Consider the following 16,747-nt stretch of genomic DNA (forward strand, 5'->3'; position numbering starts at 1 on the left):
TGACGTGCGGGATAGCGGGGGGAGGCCCGGGAAAATCGCCCCCGCCGCCCCCCACCCGTCCCGTCCCTGGCGCCGCGCCCCGGGCCCCCGCTGTCGGCCTGACGGCCTCGTCCTCGGACTCCCCCCGTCTCTTCGAGCGGGCGGGACCCCTGGACGGGCCGGGATCCAGCCCGTATTCAGCCCGTCCGGCCTCTGAGAAGCGGGATTCCGGGAGGGGAGCCCCTGGGGACGGGAGGGGGAGAGGGAGGGGGAGGGGCGGCGGGGGCGGAAACCCACCGGGCCGACCGGGGCAGGCTCAGGTCTCCGTCCGGTACATCAGATCCGTCTCGTACGTGGTGAAGCCCAGCCGCTCGTACACCGCCAGCGCAGCCTTGTTGTCCGCGTCCACGTACAGCATCGCCGTCGGCAGGCCCCGGCCCGCCAGGTGGCGCAGGCCGATCGTGGTCAGGGCGCGGCCCAGGCCGGTGCCCTGGGCCCCGGGGCGGACCCCCAGGACGTACACCTCGCCGAGCCGCTCCCGCGCGTGGACCTTCGTCCAGTGGAAGCCGGCCAGTTCGCCCTCGCGTTCCGCCAGGAAGAAGCCCTCCGGGTCGAACCACGGCTCCGCCTTGCGGTCGTCGAGGTCCCGCTGGGTGAGGGAGCCCTGTTCGGGGTGGTGCGCGAACGATTCCGCGTTGACGGCGAGCCAGGCCGCGTCGTCCTGCCCGGGCACGAACGTGCGCACCGTGACGCCCTCCGGCAGCGTCGGCTCCGGCGGGTCGAAGTCCGTCAACGAGCGGCGCAGCTGGCGGAGTTCGCGGAACAGGGTCAGGCCGAGCACCTGCGCCAGGTGCCGCGCCGCGGCGTGGCCGCCGTGCGCCCACACCCGCAGCCGCTTGCCGGAGGCCGCCAGCAGCGCGGAGCCCAGCGCCCGGCCGTGCCCGCGGCCGCGGTGCGCCGGGTGCACGACCAGCTCGGCGGCCGGCGCCTCCACCGGGTCGGCGTCCTCGAGCTGGGCATACCCGACGAGCGTGCCGTCGACCGTCAGCAGAAGATGGGAGACGCCTTCCCGCTCGCCCCCGCGCAACTGCAGCCGCCCCTGTTCGGACACGGCCTGCTGCCCGTCGACCCGGGCGGCGTCGGCGAGGAGCGCCAGTACGCCGTCGGCCTGTTCGGGCGAGAGCGCGGTGACGGTCTCGAGGGAGCGGGTCGTGGCCGGGCGGGCGGTGTCGTCGCTGGTCATGGGTATGAGGGTACGGGGCGGGGGAAGGAAAGGGGAGGTAGCGGGCAACCCGGCCCTCACCTCGAACCCCCTTTTGTGCCACGTGCGTTGACCCCGAGCTGCCCGAACCGCCGTCTTGGCGCGTTCTGTGCGGCGCCGCGGAGAAGCACAGCGCACCACGAGGCGGGGCCCCGAACCGCCTTCCGGGGCCCCGCCTCGGCCGTTTCACCGCCGCTACGGGACGGCCGGGAGATCCCCGGGCGGCGGAGTCGGCGCCCCCGGCAGCCGTACCGTCGCCACCGTGCCGCCGCCCTCCGCGGGGGTCAGGGACACCTCGCCGCCCGCCTGCTGGACCGTGCGGGCCACGATGGACAGGCCGAGGCCCGAGCCGGGCAGGGAGCGGGCCGACGGCGAGCGCCAGAAGCGGTCGAAGACGTGGGGGAGTTCGTCGGCCGGGATCCCGGGGCCGTGGTCACGCACCGTGAGGGAACCGTTCGCCAGGACGACCTCGACCGTGCCGCCCTCCGGGCTGAACTTCACGGCGTTGTCCAGGACGTTGACCACCGCGCGCTCCAGGGCGGACGGCTCCGCCCGGACGTACCACGGCTGGAGGTCCGCCGTGATCGTCAGCTCCGGGCCGCGCAGCCGGGCGCGGCGCAGCGCCGACTCGACGACGTCCTGCCATGGCACCACCTGTGTGGTGCCGGTGTGCTGGCCCTTCTCCGGGCGCGAGAGTTCCTGGAGGTCGCCGATGAGGGAGGCCAGTTCGGTCATCTGTGCCTTGACCGAGGCGAGGAGCGCCTTGCGGTCCTCCGGGGGGAGCGGACGGCCGGTCTCCTCGCTGCGGGTGAGGAGTTCGATGTTCGTGCGGAGGGAGGTGAGGGGGGTGCGCAGTTCGTGGCCCGCGTCCGCGATCAGCTGCTGCTGCAGCTCCCGGGAGCTCGCCAGGGCCGACGTCATCGAGTTGAAGGAGCGGGAGAGACGGGCGATCTCGTCCTCGCTGTCGTCCTCCACGGGGATGCGGATGTTCAGGTCCTCCGTACGCGCCACGTGTTCGACGGCCTCGGTGAGCTTGTCGACGGGGCGCAGCCCGGCACGGGCGACCGCCAGGCCGACGGCTCCGGCGCCGAGGACGCCGATGCCGGAGACGAGGAGGAGGATCAGGGACAGGTCGTTGAGTGTCGCCTGGGTGCTCCTCAGGGGGAGCGCGATCAGGAGGGCGGCGGGGGACGTCGTCTGGGTGTTGGTGTCCGTGACGGTGATCGGCAGGCTCAGCACGCGTACCGCATCGCCGTCCCCGTCGACGCTGTTGTGGATGATCAGGTCACCGTTGCGGCCCCCGTTCCTGATCACCTCCTTGTCGGTTCCGGTGACCTTGATCTGGCCCTTGGAGAACGACATGACGCAGGGTGTCCCGTCCTCCAGGACCACCTCGAAGTACATGTTCGGGGGGCCGTTGTCACCGTTCGGCGCGGGGGACCGGGTGCAGTTGGCCACGGCGGCCGAGGCCAGGGCCTGGATCCTCCTGTCGCCGACCGACTTCTGCAGGTCGTGGTCCACCTGGTCGTACAGCTTGCCCTGCACGATGAACCAGCAGGTCACCGAGACCGCCGCCACCCCGAACGCCACCGCCGCCGCCACCAGCAGGGCCAGCCGGGAGCGCAGCGGGAGGGAGCGGAACCGCTTGATCACTCGGCGCCGCCCTGCCGCAGGACGTAGCCCACGCCCCGCACGGTGTGCACCAGGCGCGGCTCACCGCCCGCCTCCGTCTTGCGGCGCAGGTACATCACGTAGACGTCGAGCGAGTTCGACGACGGCTCGAAGTCGAAGCCCCAGACCGCCTTCAGGATCTGCTCGCGGGTCAGCACCTGGCGCGGATGCGCCATGAACATCTCCAGGAGCGTGAACTCGGTACGGGTCAGCTCCACCGGGCGCCCGCCGCGCGTGACCTCGCGGGTGGCGAGGTCCATGCGCAGGTCGGCGAAGGCGAGGACGTCGTTCTCCTCGGCCGTGCCCGCCACGGCCGCCGCGTAGGAGGTGCGGCGCAGCAGGGCGCGGATACGGGCGAACAACTCGTCCAGCTCGAACGGCTTGACCAGGTAGTCGTCGGCCCCGGCGTCCAGGCCGGTGACACGGTCGCCGACCGTGTCACGGGCCGTGAGCATCAGGATGGGGGTGGTGTCGCCCGCGCCCCGGATCCGGCGGGCGGCGGTGAGGCCGTCCATGCGCGGCATCTGGATGTCCAGGACCAGCAGGTCCGGCTTGTACGCGGTCGCCTTCTCCAGCGCGTCCGCACCGTCCACGGCCACCTCGGTGGCATAGCCCTCGAAGGCGAGGCTGCGCTGGAGTGCTTCACGCACGGCCGGCTCGTCGTCGACGATCAGGATGCGCTGGGGGTCACGGTCGCCTTCGGCGGGGCTCATGGATGTTGAGTTCCTCAAGGTGCGACGGACGGACTGAACGGATCCAGACTCGCACGATTCGGGTCGGGTACGGAAAGGGCGGGACGTGGCTGCGGGCAGGCGTGCCGCGGGCGGCGGCCGTGGTCAGCCCGTCACCGCGGTCAGCCGGTTCAGCGGAACCTTGCGGCGGTGCGGTCGCGCGTCCGTCATCCGCAGCCCCATCAGCTGCGGCACCGCCACCTGCGGAATCGCCACCTGGGGGGCGCGCTCCACCCGTGGCCGGGTCCGTGGCCGGGGCTGGGGCCGGGTCCGGACCCGGCGCCGTGCCGGGGCGTGGAGCTGGTTCGCCACGGCCAGGGCCAGCAGGACTCCGCCGGGCTGGGCGGCATCGGTGACCTCGTGCACAGCCGTCGTGATCATGTCGTACTCCTTACCACTCGCCCGGCGGGGTGCCCGCTCGGCTCTGAGAGTGAGCCGGCTCGGAGAGTCAGCTCTGAGAGCCGGAGCGCAGCGTCGCCAGGTCGGACTTGACGGTGTTGATCGGGATGGCGAAGCCCAGGCCGACGCTGCCGGCGCTCGACGAGGTCGAGTCCGAACCCGCCGAGTACATCGCCGAGTTGATGCCGACGACGTTGCCGTTCATGTCGATGAGGGCGCCACCGGAGTTGCCCGGGTTGAGAGAGGCGTCCGTCTGGATCGCCTTGTACGTGGTCGTGGACGAGCCCGTGTCGCCGTTGAACTGCCGGCCGCCGAAGGCGAACGGCCACCGGCCGTCGCCGCCCTGCTGCTGGTTCTCGTCGGTCGGCACGGTGACGTCACGGTTCAGGGCGGAGACGATGCCGCTGGTCACCGTGTCGCTCAGGCCCTCGGGGGAGCCGATGGCGACGACCTGGTCGCCGACCCGGAGGCCGTCGGAGTTGCCGAGCGTGGCGGCCTTCAGTCCGGACGCGCCCTGCAGCTTGATCAGCGCCAGGTCCTTCTTGCTGTCGGTGCCCACGACCTGTGCGGTGTACGACTTGCCGTCGCTCGTCGTCACCTTGACCGAGGTGGCACCGGAGACGACGTGGTTGTTGGTGACGATCTGGCCGTTGCTGGTGATGATCACGCCGGAACCGGTCGACCGACCGGCGTTCGAGGTGGCGTTGATCTCCACGATGCTCGGGTTGACCGCGGCGACCACTCCGGCGATCGTCCCCTTCGCGCTGGAGGGCACCACGTTGGTACCGGTGGCGCTGGAGGAGACGGTGTTCTTGCCGGTCAGCTCCTGGATCCCGTACGCCGTGCCGCCTCCTATCGCGGCGGCGGCGATCGCCACGGCCGCGAGGAGCGCGAGCGGGCTCTTGGCGCGCTGCTTCGGCTCGGGGTGGGTGGGGGCGGCGGTGCCGTCCCCGCCGTCATGACCGCCGCCGTCGCCGTCATGACCGCCGCCGGGCGCGGCCGCCGGCGGCGCCGGGCGGTACGCCGGAGGGGGCGGCCACTCCGGGTTCACCGGGGAAGAGGCGTGCTGCTGCTCGGGGTACGCGGACTGCGGTCCGTGACCCTGGGGGTACTCGTACTCGCTGCTGCGGCGGAAGCTCTCGGTCATGTGAAAGAGAGTGTCCCGTGATCATGAGAGCATCCTGAGTCCCCGCTGAGAAGCCCGACAGAACCGTGTATGCCCGATATTAGGGCGCCCGGTTCGCGGAACAGGGCGCCCGGTTCGTGGACTCCGGCGGGTGGCCGGCACCTACTCGCAGCCGCAGGAACGGCGCACGACCAACCGTGAGGGGAACAGTTTCAGCCGCTCCCGCCGTGATCCCGCCACCCGAAGCCCGTCGTCGAGCACCAGATCGACCGCCGCGCGGGCCATGGCGGAACGGTCCGAGGCGACCGTGGTGAGCGGCGGGTCGGTCAGCGCCGCCTCCTTCACGTCGTCGAACCCGGCCACCGCCAGCTCCCCGGGCACATCGAGCCGCAGTTCGCGGGCCGCCCGCAGTACCCCGATCGCCTGGTCGTCGGTGGAGCAGAAGATCGCCGGCGGGCGGTGGGGCCCGGACAGCAGCTCCAGGGCGACGTTGTACGCGTCGTACCGGTTGTACGGAGCCTCGAACAGGCGGCCCTCCGTGGAGATCCCGGCCTCCTGCATCGCGCGCCGCCAGCCCTCGACGTGGTCGGAGACCGGGTCGCCGACCGCCGGGGTCTCGGCCGTGCCGCCCATACACGCGACGTACCCGTACCCGTGCTCGAGGAGGTGCCGCACGGCGAGCTGGGCGCCGCCCAGGTCGTCCGTGACGACGGCGACGTCGTCGATGGCCTCGGGCCGCTCGTGCAGCAGGACGACCCGGGCGTCCCAGGCGTCGATCTCCGCGGCGGCGTGGTCGTTGAGCGCGTGGCTGACGAGGATCAGCCCGGAGACGCGCATGCCGAGGAAGGCGCGCAGATAGTGGACCTCCCGCTCGGCCACGTAGTCGGTGTTGCCGACGAGCACCATCTTTCCGCGCTCGGCGGCGGCCTGCTCGACCGCGTGCGTCATCTCGCCGAAGAAGGGCTGGCGCGCGTCCGGCACGATCATGCCTATGAGGTCCGTGCGCCGCGACGCCATGGCCTGGGCGACCCGGTCGGGCCGGTACCCCAGTTCCTTGATGGCTGCGAGGACGCGCTCGCGCGTGGCCGGGGCGACCGGCCGGGGTCCGTTGTTGATGACATAGCTGACGACGGCGGTGGATGTCCCCGCCAGTCGCGCCACATCATCCCGAGTCACCTTGGCCACGCGCGGAGTCTACGCGGATGGACCACCTCTGGGCAGGGCTTTCGCCGTTCTATGCCCCACCTGTGACCTGGGCCGTGCCTGCGTCTCCTCCGCGGCGACGTACGCCTGTGCCGCCGCGGTGGCACAGGCTCACGCCTCGGCGGTCACCTCGACCCCGGCCACCGGCGCCGGGTCGTCCGCATCGTCCGCCTGCGGCCGGGCCGCCTTGGCCTTGGCCTCCTCGGCGGCGCGCTCGACCTTCTCCGGGGTGACGAAGCGGTAGCCGACGTTCCGCACGGTGCCGATCAGCGACTCGTGCTCGGGCCCGAGCTTGGCACGCAGCCGTCGTACGTGGACGTCCACCGTGCGCGTGCCGCCGAAGTAGTCGTAGCCCCAGACCTCCTGCAGCAGCTGGGCGCGGGTGAAGACCCGGCCCGGGTGCTGCGCGAGGTACTTCAGGAGCTCGAACTCCTTGAAGGTGAGGTCGAGGACGCGGCCCTTGAGCTTGGCCGAGTACGTCGCCTCGTCCACGGACAGGTCGCCGTTGCGGATCTCCATCGGGGAGTCGTCGCTGACGATCTGCTGGCGGCCCATGGCCAGCCGCAGCCGGGCCTCGACCTCCGCCGGGCCGGCGGTGTCCAGCAGGACGTCGTCGACGCCCCAGTCCGCGGTCACGGCCGCCAGACCGCCCTCGGTCACGACCAGGAGCAGCGGGCAGCCGGGCCCGGTGGAGCGCAGCAGCTGGCACAGGCTGCGCACCTGCGGGAGGTCCCGTCGCCCGTCCACGAGAATGACGTCGGCACCCGGGGTGTCGACGAGGGCCGGCCCCTCCGCGGGGGCCACGCGCACGTTGTGCAGCAGAAGGCCGAGGGCGGGAAGCACTTCCGTCGACGGCTGAAGGGCGTTGGTCAGGAGCAGCAGAGAACTCATACGTCTGGTTCCTCCTCGGTCCCTGCGAGGACGTTTGGCGGGGCGGCACTGCTCTGCGCATCCCGGGGCCCGTACACCTGCGGTTTCCCGCGTCGTATACAACACGTCCGAAAGCACAAAAGGACCCGGGGGCTACGCTGCCCGAGTCCTCTGCCCAGCAGAATAGCCCACATGAGCACTGGCACGGCAGGTGGAACGGCAGGATCCACCGTTCGTCCGCAATCCGGGACGGCTCGTCCCGGGCCCGTGCGGACGTTTCTGCACACGGTCGACGGGGTGACGATCGACGCCGCATACGATCCGGGATCCGTTGTATACGACACCGGACGTCCATCCTCCGGCCACCCGGACGGGCCGGTGACCGGGCCGGCGATCGTCGTGGCGCACGGCTTCACGGGCGACCTGGAGCGGCCCCACGTCCGCCGGGTCGCGGGCGTGCTCAGGCGGTACGGCGCGGTGGTGACGTTCTCCTTCCGCGGCCACGGGGCGTCCGGCGGCCGGTCCACGGTCGGCGACCGCGAGGTGCACGATCTGACGGCCGCCGTGCGGTGGGCGCGGGAGCTGGGGCACACGCGCGTGGCCACCGTCGGGTTCTCGATGGGCGGCTCGGTGGTGCTGCGGCACGCGGCAGCGCATGAGGAGGGCGCGGACCCGGACGCGGTGGTGTCCGTGAGCGCGCCCGCCCGCTGGTTCTACCGGGGGACGGCCCCCATGCGGCGGCTGCACTGGCTGGTGACCCGGCCCGAGGGCCGCCTGGTGGGCCGCTACGGCCTGCGCACCCGCATCCACCACCGCGACTGGGACCCGGTCCCCGCCTCGCCGGTCGAATCCGTCCCGCTGATCGCGCCGACCCCGCTGCTGATCGTGCACGGCGACCGGGACGGCTACTTCCCCGTCGACCACCCCCGCATGCTGGCCGAGGCCGCCCCCGACCACGCCGAACTGTGGCTGGAACCCGGCATGGGCCACGCCGAGCACGCCAGCGACGACGCCCTGCTGGCCCGCATCGGGGAGTGGGTGGCCGCGCGGGCGGGCTAGCCTGAGCGGTGTTCACCACGACCGAGTCGAGGAAGCAGATGGCAAAGGGCACGGTGCGCTACTGGGCCGCCGCCAAGGCAGCCGCGGGGGTCGCCGAGGAGCCGTACGACGCGACGACGCTCGCGGAGGCGCTCGACGCGGCGCGCGAAAGGCATCCCGGGGAACTCGTCCGTGTTCTGAAGCGCTGCTCCTTCCTGGTCGACGGTGACCCCGTCGGGACCCGTGAGCACGAGACGGTACGGCTGGCCGAGGGCGGCACGGTCGAGGTGCTCCCGCCGTTCGCAGGAGGATGAGCGATGAGCAACCAGCCGTACGAGGGCTACGAGGGCTACGAGGGCTACGAGGGGCACCAGGGGTACGCGGCCCCCGGGTACGGGGGCCATGACGCCCACCAGGCCCGCTCCCACCAAGGCCCCCAAGCCCCCGAGCCGCACCGCATCCAGGGGCCCGAACCCCGGCAGTCCCCCCACAGCCATCGGGGTCAGGGGCACCCGGAACAGGGCTGGTACGACCCGAGCGGCGCGGCCCACCCGCAGCAGCAGTGGCAGCAGCAGCCCTACGGGGCGGCGCAGCCCCTGCCGCCGGAGGCGGCAGCGTACGATCCGCACGCTCACGCCGCGCCCGGCGTCGCCGCCACCACGACGAGGACCGCCGCCACCACCACCGAGCCCGAGCCGCACGCCGTCGACCTGTCCGCCCTCCCCGCCAACCAGCGGGCCCGGCTCGAAGGCCGTTCGCCGATCATCGAGCCCGGGCTGCAGCCGGCCGCGCTCACCGCGCTGCTGGGGGCGCTGCTGGCCGGGGCCGCGGCCGTGGGGACGTACGCGCTGGTCCTGCCCCTGGTGGTGCTGCAGGCCGTGACGGCGGCGGGATGGTTCCGGCTGAACGGCATGTGGCCGGCCCGGCAGGGCATCGCGCTGGCGTTCCTGGGCGCGGTCACCGCGGACGTGGCGCTGCTGGTGGCGGGCCGGGAGCAGGCGCCGGCGGCGATCCTCGGCACGCTCGGCGTCTGGGTCCTGCTGTCCCTGGTCCTCCAGCTCAGGTCGCACGCCGACCCGGACACCCGGATGTACGGCCTGATGGCGACGGTCGCCTCGGCCGCGCTGTCGATCGTGGCGGCCGGGCATCTGGCGGCCGGGCCCGAGGCGGTCACGGTGGGTGCGATCGCGGTCGCCGCGGCGGTCCTGGCCCGCGCGCTGCCGCTGCCGACGGCGGCGTCGGTGGTGGTGGCCCTGCTGGCGGCCGCGGGCGCGGGCATCGCGGTGGGCGGGGCGACGGGCTTCGGCGCGTCGGGTGCGCAGGGCGCGTTCCTCGGCCTGGGCGCGGGCGTCTGCGCGCTGATCGGCCACCGGGTGGCGAGCTACGACTACCCGTCGCGCTTCGTGCACTTCACGGCGGGCGTGGCCCTGCCGCTGACGGCGGCGGCGCCGGTGATCTACGTACTGGGCCGGGCGCTGGGCTGAGCGAGCCGGCCCGCCCCTCCGTGTCACAGCTGATCGACAATTCCCCGGCGCCCCTTCCCCCGGCGGGTACTGTCACGCAGGACGGCCGCCGGGTCGTCGGACCGCCGTGACGACTGCCGACGTGGGGGACAACCGAGCATGCGAGCACTGCGAATACTGCTGATCCTCGTCGTGGTCCTGGGCGGCCTGTTCGTCATCGCGGACCGTGTCGCGGTCCACTTCGCGCAGAACGAGGCGGCCGACAAGCTCAGGACCACGGAGAACCTGACCACCACCCCGGACGTGTCCATCAAGGGCTTCCCCTTCCTGACCCAGGTCGTCTCCGGTCGGCTGGACGACGTCGAGGTCGGCATAAAGGACTACGAGGCGACCACCGTCAACGGCTCCGGCTCCGGCTCCGAGAAGATCCGCATCGACGACCTGAACGCCTCGATGAAGGACGTGACGTTCTCCGGCGGCTACAGCTCCGCGACCGCGGCCACCGCCACCGGCACCGCGCTCATCACCTACGACGAGCTGCTGAAGACCGCCACGTCACAGCCCACCGATGTCGCCCCCGGCGTCACCGCCCGGGTGATCGGCCTGTCCGACGGCGGCAACGGGAAGATCAAGGTCGCGGTGAAGGTCGAGGCGCCCGCCCTCGGCATCAAGCTGCCGAACCCGGTCTACGTCCTCAGCTCGGTCACCGCCCGGGGCAACACCGTCAGGGTGCACGCCGACAGCCTGCCCAGGCTCGCCGGCATGGAGGTCGCGGGCTCCCGGATCCGCGCCATCACCGACTTCCAGCAGCGCATCGACCGGCTTCCCGGCGGCATCGAGCTCGACCGGGTCCAGGCCGGCGAGAAGGGCGTGGAGATCACGGTGAAGGGTTCGCACGTCCGTCTCGCCGGGTAGGACGACTGCCGGTCGCGCGGACCGGCGACCGGCGACCGGCGGCCAAGGGCCCCGGGGCGAGCATGGATCGGGCGCAGGCCGATTGTCCGATGGGTGAGACACTCCCGTCCGTAACGCAGATGGGGGCGGTCCCCCGCGACGGAGAGCCGGACGGCGGCCGCCGCGCATCGCATCCTGTCCCACATTCCGGACGATCGCATCTCAGGATGCGACACGCCGGTGACACGCCCCGCACCCGGTCCCTACGATCGACCCCATGCAGCGACAGGCGGATCTCACGAAGCGGCGGGCAGTAGACCTGTGCCGCGTCGCCGCCATGCTCTGTCGCACTTCCTGAGCGGGAGGGTTCCACTCCCGTATCGCCGCCCTGGCTCCTGACACAGGGCCACTCGTGCGCCGCGTACGCCACCGCGACACCGCGTACCCGCACCCCTTCTGACTCGCAACGCCCCGCCGTAACTGCCCCGGAGGAGAAAAAGCATGAGCCGCAGCGACGTCCTGGTAGACGCCGACTGGGTCGAGCAGCACCTGGACGACCCCAAGGTCGTCGTCGTCGAGGTCGACGAGGACACCACGGCGTACGAGAAGAACCACATCAAGAACGCCGTCCGCATCGACTGGAAGCAGGACCTTCAGGACCCGGTCCGCCGCGACTTCGTCAACCAGGAGCAGTTCGAGGAACTCCTGTCGAAGAAGGGCATCGCCAACGACGACACGGTCGTCCTCTACGGCGGCAACAACAACTGGTTCGCGGCCTACGCCTACTGGTACTTCAAGCTCTACGGCCACGAGGACGTCCGTCTCCTCGACGGCGGCCGCAAGAAGTGGGAGCTGGACGCCCGCGAGCTGGTCGACGGCTCCGAGGTGCCCGAGCGCGCCAACACCGAGTACAAGGCCAAGCCGCAGGACGCCTCGATCCGTGCCTTCCGCGACGAGGTCGTCGAGGCGATCGGCGCCAAGAACCTGGTCGACGTCCGCTCGCCCGACGAGTTCTCCGGCAAGCTGCTCGCGCCCGCGCACCTGCCGCAGGAGCAGTCGCAGCGCCCGGGCCACGTCCCCAGCGCCAGGAACATCCCCTGGTCGAAGTCGGCCAACGACGACGGCACCTTCAAGTCCGACGAGGAGCTGAAGGAGCTGTACCGGGCCGAGGGCGTGGACCTCGCCAGGGACACCATCGCCTACTGCCGTATCGGTGAGCGCTCCGCGCACACCTGGTTCGTGCTGCACGAGCTGCTCGGCCAGGAGAACGTCAAGAACTACGACGGTTCGTGGACCGAGTACGGCTCCCTCGTGGGTGTGCCGATCGAGCTCGGCGCCGGCAAGTAAGACCGACCTCTACGGAAAAGACGGAGAAGCACATGTGTGGAGCGAAGGCCGGCGGCCCCGACGCCTCGACGATCAAGCCCGGTGAGACCACCATCCAGGGCCAGGTGACCCGCAACGGCGAGCCGGTGACGGGCTACGTCCGCCTCCTGGACTCGACCGGCGAGTTCACCGCGGAGGTCCCCACCTCCGCCACGGGCCAGTTCCGCTTCTACGCGGCCGAGGGCACCTGGACCGTCCGCGCCCTGGTGCCGGGCGGCACCGCGGACCGCACCGTCGTCGCCCGGAAGGGCGGCCTCGCGGAGGTCGCGATCGCGGTCTGAGCGGGACCGCACGGCTGAAGGGCCGCACCCACGGGTTGGACGCCTCGGGTGCGGTCCTTCCGCATGTCCGCGGGGCATAGTGAAGGTATGTACGCACGACGACGTCACGTGTACTTCGCCATGATGGGCACCTGCCTGGTGCTGTTCGTCCTGGCCTGGGGAGTCGTGCGCATCTGGTCGGTTCCGGCGGCCGTGGCGATGTGCGTGGTGGCCATGGTGATCCCGCCCCTGGCCGCCATCGTGGCGAACCGCCGGGGTCCCGAGGACCGCTGGTGGGACGACCCGTCCGGGGACCCGCAGTCGGACGAGTGGTGGGACGAGCTGGACGGCAAGAAACGGCGGTGACGGCGGTGACGGCGGTTCCGGTCCGGGCCGGACGACTCGGCCGGACGACTCAGCCGGGGATGCGCACGGCCAGGAGGGCCACGTCGTCGTCGTTGTGCGTCGGACGGGCCCGCTCCAGCAGGTGGTCGGTGAAGGGGGCCAGGTCGCGGTGGGCCAGGGACGCGGCGGTGCGGCGCAGCCGCTCCAGACCCTCGTCGAGGGAGTGACCGGGGGATTCGATCAGCCCGTCGGTGTACAGCACGAGGGTGGATCCGGGCGGCAGCAGCACGGTCGCGTCGTCGCGCTTCTGCTCCGGCGCGAGGCCCAGGAGGACGCCGTGCCCGTCGGTGAGGTAGCGGGTCACGCCTTCGTGGCTGACCAGCAGGGGCGGCGGATGCCCGGCATTGGTCCAGCACAGTTCGCAGTGCCCGTCGCAGGCTATGGTCATGCGGGCGAACACCATGGTGGCCAGGGGGACCTCGGCGATGGACAGGGACGCCTGGTCCAGCCACTCGACGATCTTGCTCGGTGGTTTCTCCTCCGACCAGGCATAGGCGCGGAGGATGTTGCGCAACTGTGCCATGCCCGCCGCGGCGTCCAGGTCGTGTCCGACCACATCGCCGACGACCACGGCCATGGCGCCGTCCGCCAGGGTGAAGGCGTCGTACCAGTCGCCGCCGACCTGTGAGGCGTCCGGCGCGGGCAGGTAGCGGGCGGTCATCGCGAATCCCTGCACGCGGGGCAGCTGGGGCAGCAGATAGCGCTGCATGGTCTCGGCGACCTTGCGCTGTTGCTGGTACAGACGCGCGTTCTCCAGGGCCAGCCCGGCACGCCGGGTGATGTCCTCGAGCAGCGCGATGTTCGCCGGGGTGAACCGCTCGGGCCGTTCGGAGCGGCCGAGGGTCAGGGCTCCCAGCACCTCCCGCACGGTGCGGATGGGAGCGATGGCGGCCGAGTGCATGCCGGTCGCCTCGAACAGGCGGCGCTGCTCCACCGCGATGCCCGAGTCCGGCGGGCCCTGGTAGGTCTCCGGCCCGGCCAGCGTGGACGCCACGCCCCGCAGGGCCCGGGACAGGGGCATCGGGGACTCCTCGGGCACCGGTGGCATCGCTCCCTCGAGGTCTTCCCGGTGCACCAGGACCCCGTTCTCCGCGTGCACGACGGCGAAGCGCCGCACCTCGTCGCGTTCGGTGATGAGGTCGATGACGGCCCAGTCCGCGAGGCGGGGCACGACCAGGTTCACCAGCCGGTCCATCGCCTCGTCGACGTCCAGGGTGGAGCTCAGCGTCGTGGTGGTCTCGGCCAGCAGCGCCAGCCGATCCAGCTCCGAGAGCGACGCGGTGACCCGCTCCCCGCGTTCACCGGGCGACTGCTCCTCGCCGGACGGGTGGAAGAGGACGAGGGTGCCGTCGAGGCGCCGGTCACCGATGCGGAAGGGCGTCGCCAGCCACGAGATCTGCAGCAGGGAGCCGTCGCCGCGTTCCACCCACTCCTCGCCGCCCTGCGCCGGGCGTCCGGCCAGGATGGCCTGCCGCATCCGGCACTGGGCCCTCGGCATGGTCGCCCCGTGGCGGGTGCGGTGCAGCGCGTCGTGTGCGTCCTGCCCGAGCAGCTCGGCGAGCGGCCGGGCGACGAGCTGCTCGGCCCGGGTGTTGGCGTGAAGGATGCACCCGCGCTCGTCGTTCAGGTACGCGCCGACCCCCAGAGCCTCCAGCGCACTGGCGACCTCATCGGGTATGCCCGTTGCCTCGGGGTCCGTCATGGTCGGCCTCCACTCCCCCCTTCGTCGGAGTTCCCCGTGAGGCGGAGGCGACGCGTCCTGCGGCCGGTCGGGTCAGTACACGAGCGCCTGGGTGTCCTCCGCCAGTGCCTCCTGTACGAAGACCTGCGCCCCCGCGATGCGTACGCCCTCGATGACGTCCTTCTCCGTGATCTCGCGGCGGGCCGCGCACTGCGTGCACAGGGTGATCCGGCCGGCCGCCAGGACCGACTCGATCAGGTCGGGCAGCGGCGCGGCGTGCGGCAGCTCGAACTCGGCGGCCCGTCCCGGCAGCGCGAACCACGACGACTCACCGGTCAGCCAGAGCGAGACGTCCACGCCGCTGGCGACGGCGACCGCCGCCACCGTGAACGCCTGAGAGCAGCGCTCGGGCGCATCGGCCCCCGCCGTCACCTTGATCACGAGCTTGTTGGCCATGCCGAAAGCGTAGTCCCGGCCGTCACGTCGCCTCGACCCGCGGCGCGTCCGGGCCCGGGCGCAGCCGGGGCTCGCAGGCGCCGTCGGGTCGGACACGGCGGCGGGTACGGGTGCGGACGCGTGCGGGAGGGGGCGTTTTTGGCGGCTTGGGCCCGTGGACGGGTGAGAAGGGAGGCAGTGCGAAGGCCGGGTACTCCTGCGCGTGGGCGGGCCGCTGCCGGTCGGTCATGGGCGGTGCTCCTTTCGCTGGTGCTGACGCAGCAGCACGTTGGCGTCGGTCTCGGCACTGCGGTCGTGCACCGCCCGTGCGGCCTCCCGTGAACCGGCCAGCTCCTCGCACTTGGCGCAGCCCCGGACCGGCAGGGGAGGGCGGCTGGTGTCGTCGGCGGCCCGGGCCCGCTCGTTCGCCGCCCGCACCCCGGCGCTGAGCCGCTCCCGCTGGGTGGCGGGGCGCAGGGCGGCGGGGTCCGCCTGCCACTCCCGGCCACCACCGACCGGGCGCAGCATCGCGTACGGCCCTGATCTGGCCCGGTACTCGCCCACCTTGCGCGTGGCCGGGTCGTAGAGGAGTGCTCCGCGTTCCAGGGCCGTCATCGGTTCTCTTCCTTTCCACAACGCCTGCGCGCAGCGCGACACGTGAACTACGCTGCGTGGTCGGACGTTACGAGCATGGCCCCCGAGCAGGGCCGAAACGCCGTGGACGAGGTCTGCTTCTCCGCCAGTCGGTGCTTTTTCCACACCTTCCACGGCTCTCTCGCATGGAGGAGCGCGATGCCGCCTCGACGGGTGATCACGGGACGCAGCCAGGAGCCGAGGAAGCGGTTCGCGGAGGAGCTACGGCTGCTGCGGACGGAGCGGAGCCTGAGCCTGCGGGAGCTGGCGAAGGCGGTCGGCTGGGACGCCTCCCAGTTCGGAAAGATGGAGAGCGGCCAGACACTGGGCGGCCCGGAGGTCGTACAGGCGCTGGACCAGTACTACGGGACTCCGGGGTTGCTGCTGGCGCTGTGGGAGCTGGCGGTGGGGGATCCGTCGCAGTTCAAGGAGCAGTACCGGCGGTACATGATGTTGGAGGCGGAGGCGGTGAGCCTGTGGCAGTACTCGGTGAGCAGGCCACCCGGACTGCTTCAGACGGCCGGGTACGCGCGTGAGGCCCTCGCGGCGGGCGGTTTCAAGGGGCAAGAACTGGATCAGCAGGTCGAGGCCCGCATTGGCCGGCGAAAGGTGCTGGAGGGGGATGAGGCACCGCCGTTCCGTGTCCTTCTCTCTGAAGCGGTGCTGCGAAACACGCCGCGCGACACTCGAGCGTGGAAGGAGCAACTGGAGCACCTGGCGGAGGCTTCAGAGCGTCCGCATGTCACCCTTCACGTGCTGCCGTTCGGCACCGGACTTCACGGCCTGGACAGTACTGACGTGATGTTCCTGCGCCTGCTGGACGGCCGTACGGTGGCGTACGCCGAGAACGACGTACGGGGTGAACTCGTCGAAGAAACAGGCAGGGTTGAGCGCCTGCACCGCACCTATGATTCCGTACGTGACGTGGCTCTGGGGCCTGCCGAGTCGCGGAAGTTCATCCTGCGGATGTTGGAGGAAGTGCCGTGCGAGCGATCGACCTGAGCACCGCGACCTGGCGCAAGAGCAGCTACAGCAACTCCGACGGAGGCAACTGCGTCGAGATCGCCCCCGACCTCCCCTCCGTCGTCCCCGTCCGCGACAGCAAGGACCCGGCATGCGGCACCCTCGTCTTCGAGGCCGCCGCATGGACCCGTTTCATCGACGAGGTCAAGCGGACCTGACAAAGAGGCTCGGGTCCCACCCGACTACAGTGGGACCTGGCCCTGTGTACGTGTACCGCGCTCATCCGAGGAGCACCCCGTGGAGATCTTCTTCGAAACCCTGCTGGTCCTGGTCTGCGTCGGCGTGCTCG

21 protein-coding genes are annotated in these 16,747 nt (G+C 71.7%); 10 read left to right on the top strand and 11 right to left on the bottom strand.

All coding sequences use genetic code 11. From position 1 onward, the window contains the following. Positions 1-295: 295 nt before the first annotated feature. The 7 genes from mshD to AC5WS8_RS17195 all read right to left on the bottom strand — a co-directional run bounded on the left by mshD (position 296) and on the right by AC5WS8_RS17195 (position 7,261). A complete protein-coding gene (gene mshD, locus AC5WS8_RS17165; RefSeq protein WP_496104261.1) occupies positions 296-1,222 on the bottom strand; it encodes a mycothiol synthase in 927 nt (308 codons plus the stop codon). A 213-nt stretch (positions 1,223-1,435) separates the two neighbouring features. Then, positions 1,436-2,893, bottom strand: coding sequence for a sensor histidine kinase (locus AC5WS8_RS17170; RefSeq protein WP_496104262.1), 1,458 nt, complete (start codon positions 2,891-2,893; stop codon positions 1,436-1,438). Further along, positions 2,890-3,624: a response regulator transcription factor gene (locus AC5WS8_RS17175; protein WP_496104263.1), complete on the bottom strand. Its 735-nt coding sequence runs from the start codon at positions 3,622-3,624 to the stop codon at positions 2,890-2,892. Before AC5WS8_RS17175 ends, AC5WS8_RS17170 begins: the two co-directional genes overlap by 4 nt. Positions 3,625-3,747: 123 nt before the next feature. Further along, positions 3,748-4,023 carry a hypothetical protein gene (locus AC5WS8_RS17180; RefSeq protein ID WP_496104264.1) on the bottom strand — a complete coding sequence of 92 codons (276 nt, stop codon included), beginning with the start codon at positions 4,021-4,023 and terminating at the stop codon, positions 3,748-3,750. Between the two features lie 67 nt (positions 4,024-4,090). Next, complete coding sequence (locus AC5WS8_RS17185; protein WP_496104265.1) at positions 4,091-5,188, bottom strand: S1C family serine protease; 1,098 nt, start codon at positions 5,186-5,188, stop codon at positions 4,091-4,093. Between the two features lie 141 nt (positions 5,189-5,329). After that, the gene (locus tag AC5WS8_RS17190; protein ID WP_496104266.1) at positions 5,330-6,352 is read right to left on the bottom strand and encodes a LacI family DNA-binding transcriptional regulator; all 1,023 of its coding nucleotides are present in this window, start codon (positions 6,350-6,352) and stop codon (positions 5,330-5,332) included. A 129-nt stretch (positions 6,353-6,481) separates the two neighbouring features. Further along, the gene (locus tag AC5WS8_RS17195) at positions 6,482-7,261 is read right to left on the bottom strand and encodes a winged helix-turn-helix transcriptional regulator (RefSeq protein ID WP_496104267.1); all 780 of its coding nucleotides are present in this window, start codon (positions 7,259-7,261) and stop codon (positions 6,482-6,484) included. A gap of 171 nt (positions 7,262-7,432) precedes the next feature. Here AC5WS8_RS17195 and AC5WS8_RS17200 point away from each other — a divergent pair, with 171 nt between their 5' ends. From AC5WS8_RS17200 to AC5WS8_RS17235, 8 genes are all read left to right on the top strand, one after another. Beyond that, positions 7,433-8,299 (top strand): alpha/beta hydrolase, encoded by an 867-nt coding sequence (locus AC5WS8_RS17200; protein WP_496104268.1) that lies wholly within the window; start codon positions 7,433-7,435, stop codon positions 8,297-8,299. Between the two features lie 38 nt (positions 8,300-8,337). Then, positions 8,338-8,592, top strand: coding sequence for a MoaD/ThiS family protein (locus AC5WS8_RS17205; protein WP_200421040.1), 255 nt, complete (start codon positions 8,338-8,340; stop codon positions 8,590-8,592). A 3-nt stretch (positions 8,593-8,595) separates the two neighbouring features. Continuing rightward, complete coding sequence (locus tag AC5WS8_RS17210; RefSeq protein WP_496104269.1) at positions 8,596-9,762, top strand: hypothetical protein; 1,167 nt, start codon at positions 8,596-8,598, stop codon at positions 9,760-9,762. Between the two features lie 138 nt (positions 9,763-9,900). Further along, positions 9,901-10,656: an LmeA family phospholipid-binding protein gene (locus AC5WS8_RS17215; protein ID WP_496104270.1), complete on the top strand. Its 756-nt coding sequence runs from the start codon at positions 9,901-9,903 to the stop codon at positions 10,654-10,656. A 256-nt stretch (positions 10,657-10,912) separates the two neighbouring features. Next, positions 10,913-10,993 (top strand): putative leader peptide, encoded by an 81-nt coding sequence (locus AC5WS8_RS17220; protein WP_355139345.1) that lies wholly within the window; start codon positions 10,913-10,915, stop codon positions 10,991-10,993. 143 nt (positions 10,994-11,136) lie between these two features. Continuing rightward, positions 11,137-11,982, top strand: a complete 846-nt coding sequence (locus tag AC5WS8_RS17225) for a sulfurtransferase (protein ID WP_496104271.1) — start codon at positions 11,137-11,139, stop codon at positions 11,980-11,982. A 32-nt stretch (positions 11,983-12,014) separates the two neighbouring features. Next, positions 12,015-12,302 (top strand): DUF1416 domain-containing protein, encoded by a 288-nt coding sequence (locus AC5WS8_RS17230; RefSeq protein ID WP_496104272.1) that lies wholly within the window; start codon positions 12,015-12,017, stop codon positions 12,300-12,302. Between the two features lie 87 nt (positions 12,303-12,389). Further along, positions 12,390-12,647: a DUF3099 domain-containing protein gene (locus AC5WS8_RS17235; RefSeq protein ID WP_496104273.1), complete on the top strand. Its 258-nt coding sequence runs from the start codon at positions 12,390-12,392 to the stop codon at positions 12,645-12,647. A 49-nt stretch (positions 12,648-12,696) separates the two neighbouring features. On the opposite strand, the gene AC5WS8_RS17240 is transcribed toward AC5WS8_RS17235, so the two are convergent. The 4 genes from AC5WS8_RS17240 to AC5WS8_RS17255 form a co-directional block, all read right to left on the bottom strand. Further along, positions 12,697-14,388: a SpoIIE family protein phosphatase gene (locus tag AC5WS8_RS17240; protein WP_496104274.1), complete on the bottom strand. Its 1,692-nt coding sequence runs from the start codon at positions 14,386-14,388 to the stop codon at positions 12,697-12,699. Positions 14,389-14,460: 72 nt separating this feature from the next. Beyond that, the gene (locus AC5WS8_RS17245; RefSeq protein WP_496104275.1) at positions 14,461-14,823 is read right to left on the bottom strand and encodes a DsrE family protein; all 363 of its coding nucleotides are present in this window, start codon (positions 14,821-14,823) and stop codon (positions 14,461-14,463) included. Positions 14,824-14,845: 22 nt separating this feature from the next. Further along, the gene (locus AC5WS8_RS17250) at positions 14,846-15,052 is read right to left on the bottom strand and encodes a hypothetical protein (RefSeq protein ID WP_496104276.1); all 207 of its coding nucleotides are present in this window, start codon (positions 15,050-15,052) and stop codon (positions 14,846-14,848) included. Next, positions 15,049-15,417: a hypothetical protein gene (locus AC5WS8_RS17255; protein WP_496104277.1), complete on the bottom strand. Its 369-nt coding sequence runs from the start codon at positions 15,415-15,417 to the stop codon at positions 15,049-15,051. Before AC5WS8_RS17255 ends, AC5WS8_RS17250 begins: the two co-directional genes overlap by 4 nt. Positions 15,418-15,594: 177 nt before the next feature. Between AC5WS8_RS17255 and AC5WS8_RS17260 the strand changes: the two genes are divergently transcribed. Together AC5WS8_RS17260 and AC5WS8_RS17265 are read left to right on the top strand one after the other, a co-directional pair. Then, positions 15,595-16,437, top strand: a complete 843-nt coding sequence (locus tag AC5WS8_RS17260; protein WP_496104278.1) for a helix-turn-helix domain-containing protein — start codon at positions 15,595-15,597, stop codon at positions 16,435-16,437. Beyond that, positions 16,419-16,616: a DUF397 domain-containing protein gene (locus tag AC5WS8_RS17265; RefSeq protein ID WP_496104279.1), complete on the top strand. Its 198-nt coding sequence runs from the start codon at positions 16,419-16,421 to the stop codon at positions 16,614-16,616. Before AC5WS8_RS17260 ends, AC5WS8_RS17265 begins: the two co-directional genes overlap by 19 nt. The last annotated feature ends 131 nt before the right edge of the window (positions 16,617-16,747 follow it).

The sequence above is a fragment of the Streptomyces sp. PTL18 genome, from assembly GCF_059510295.1.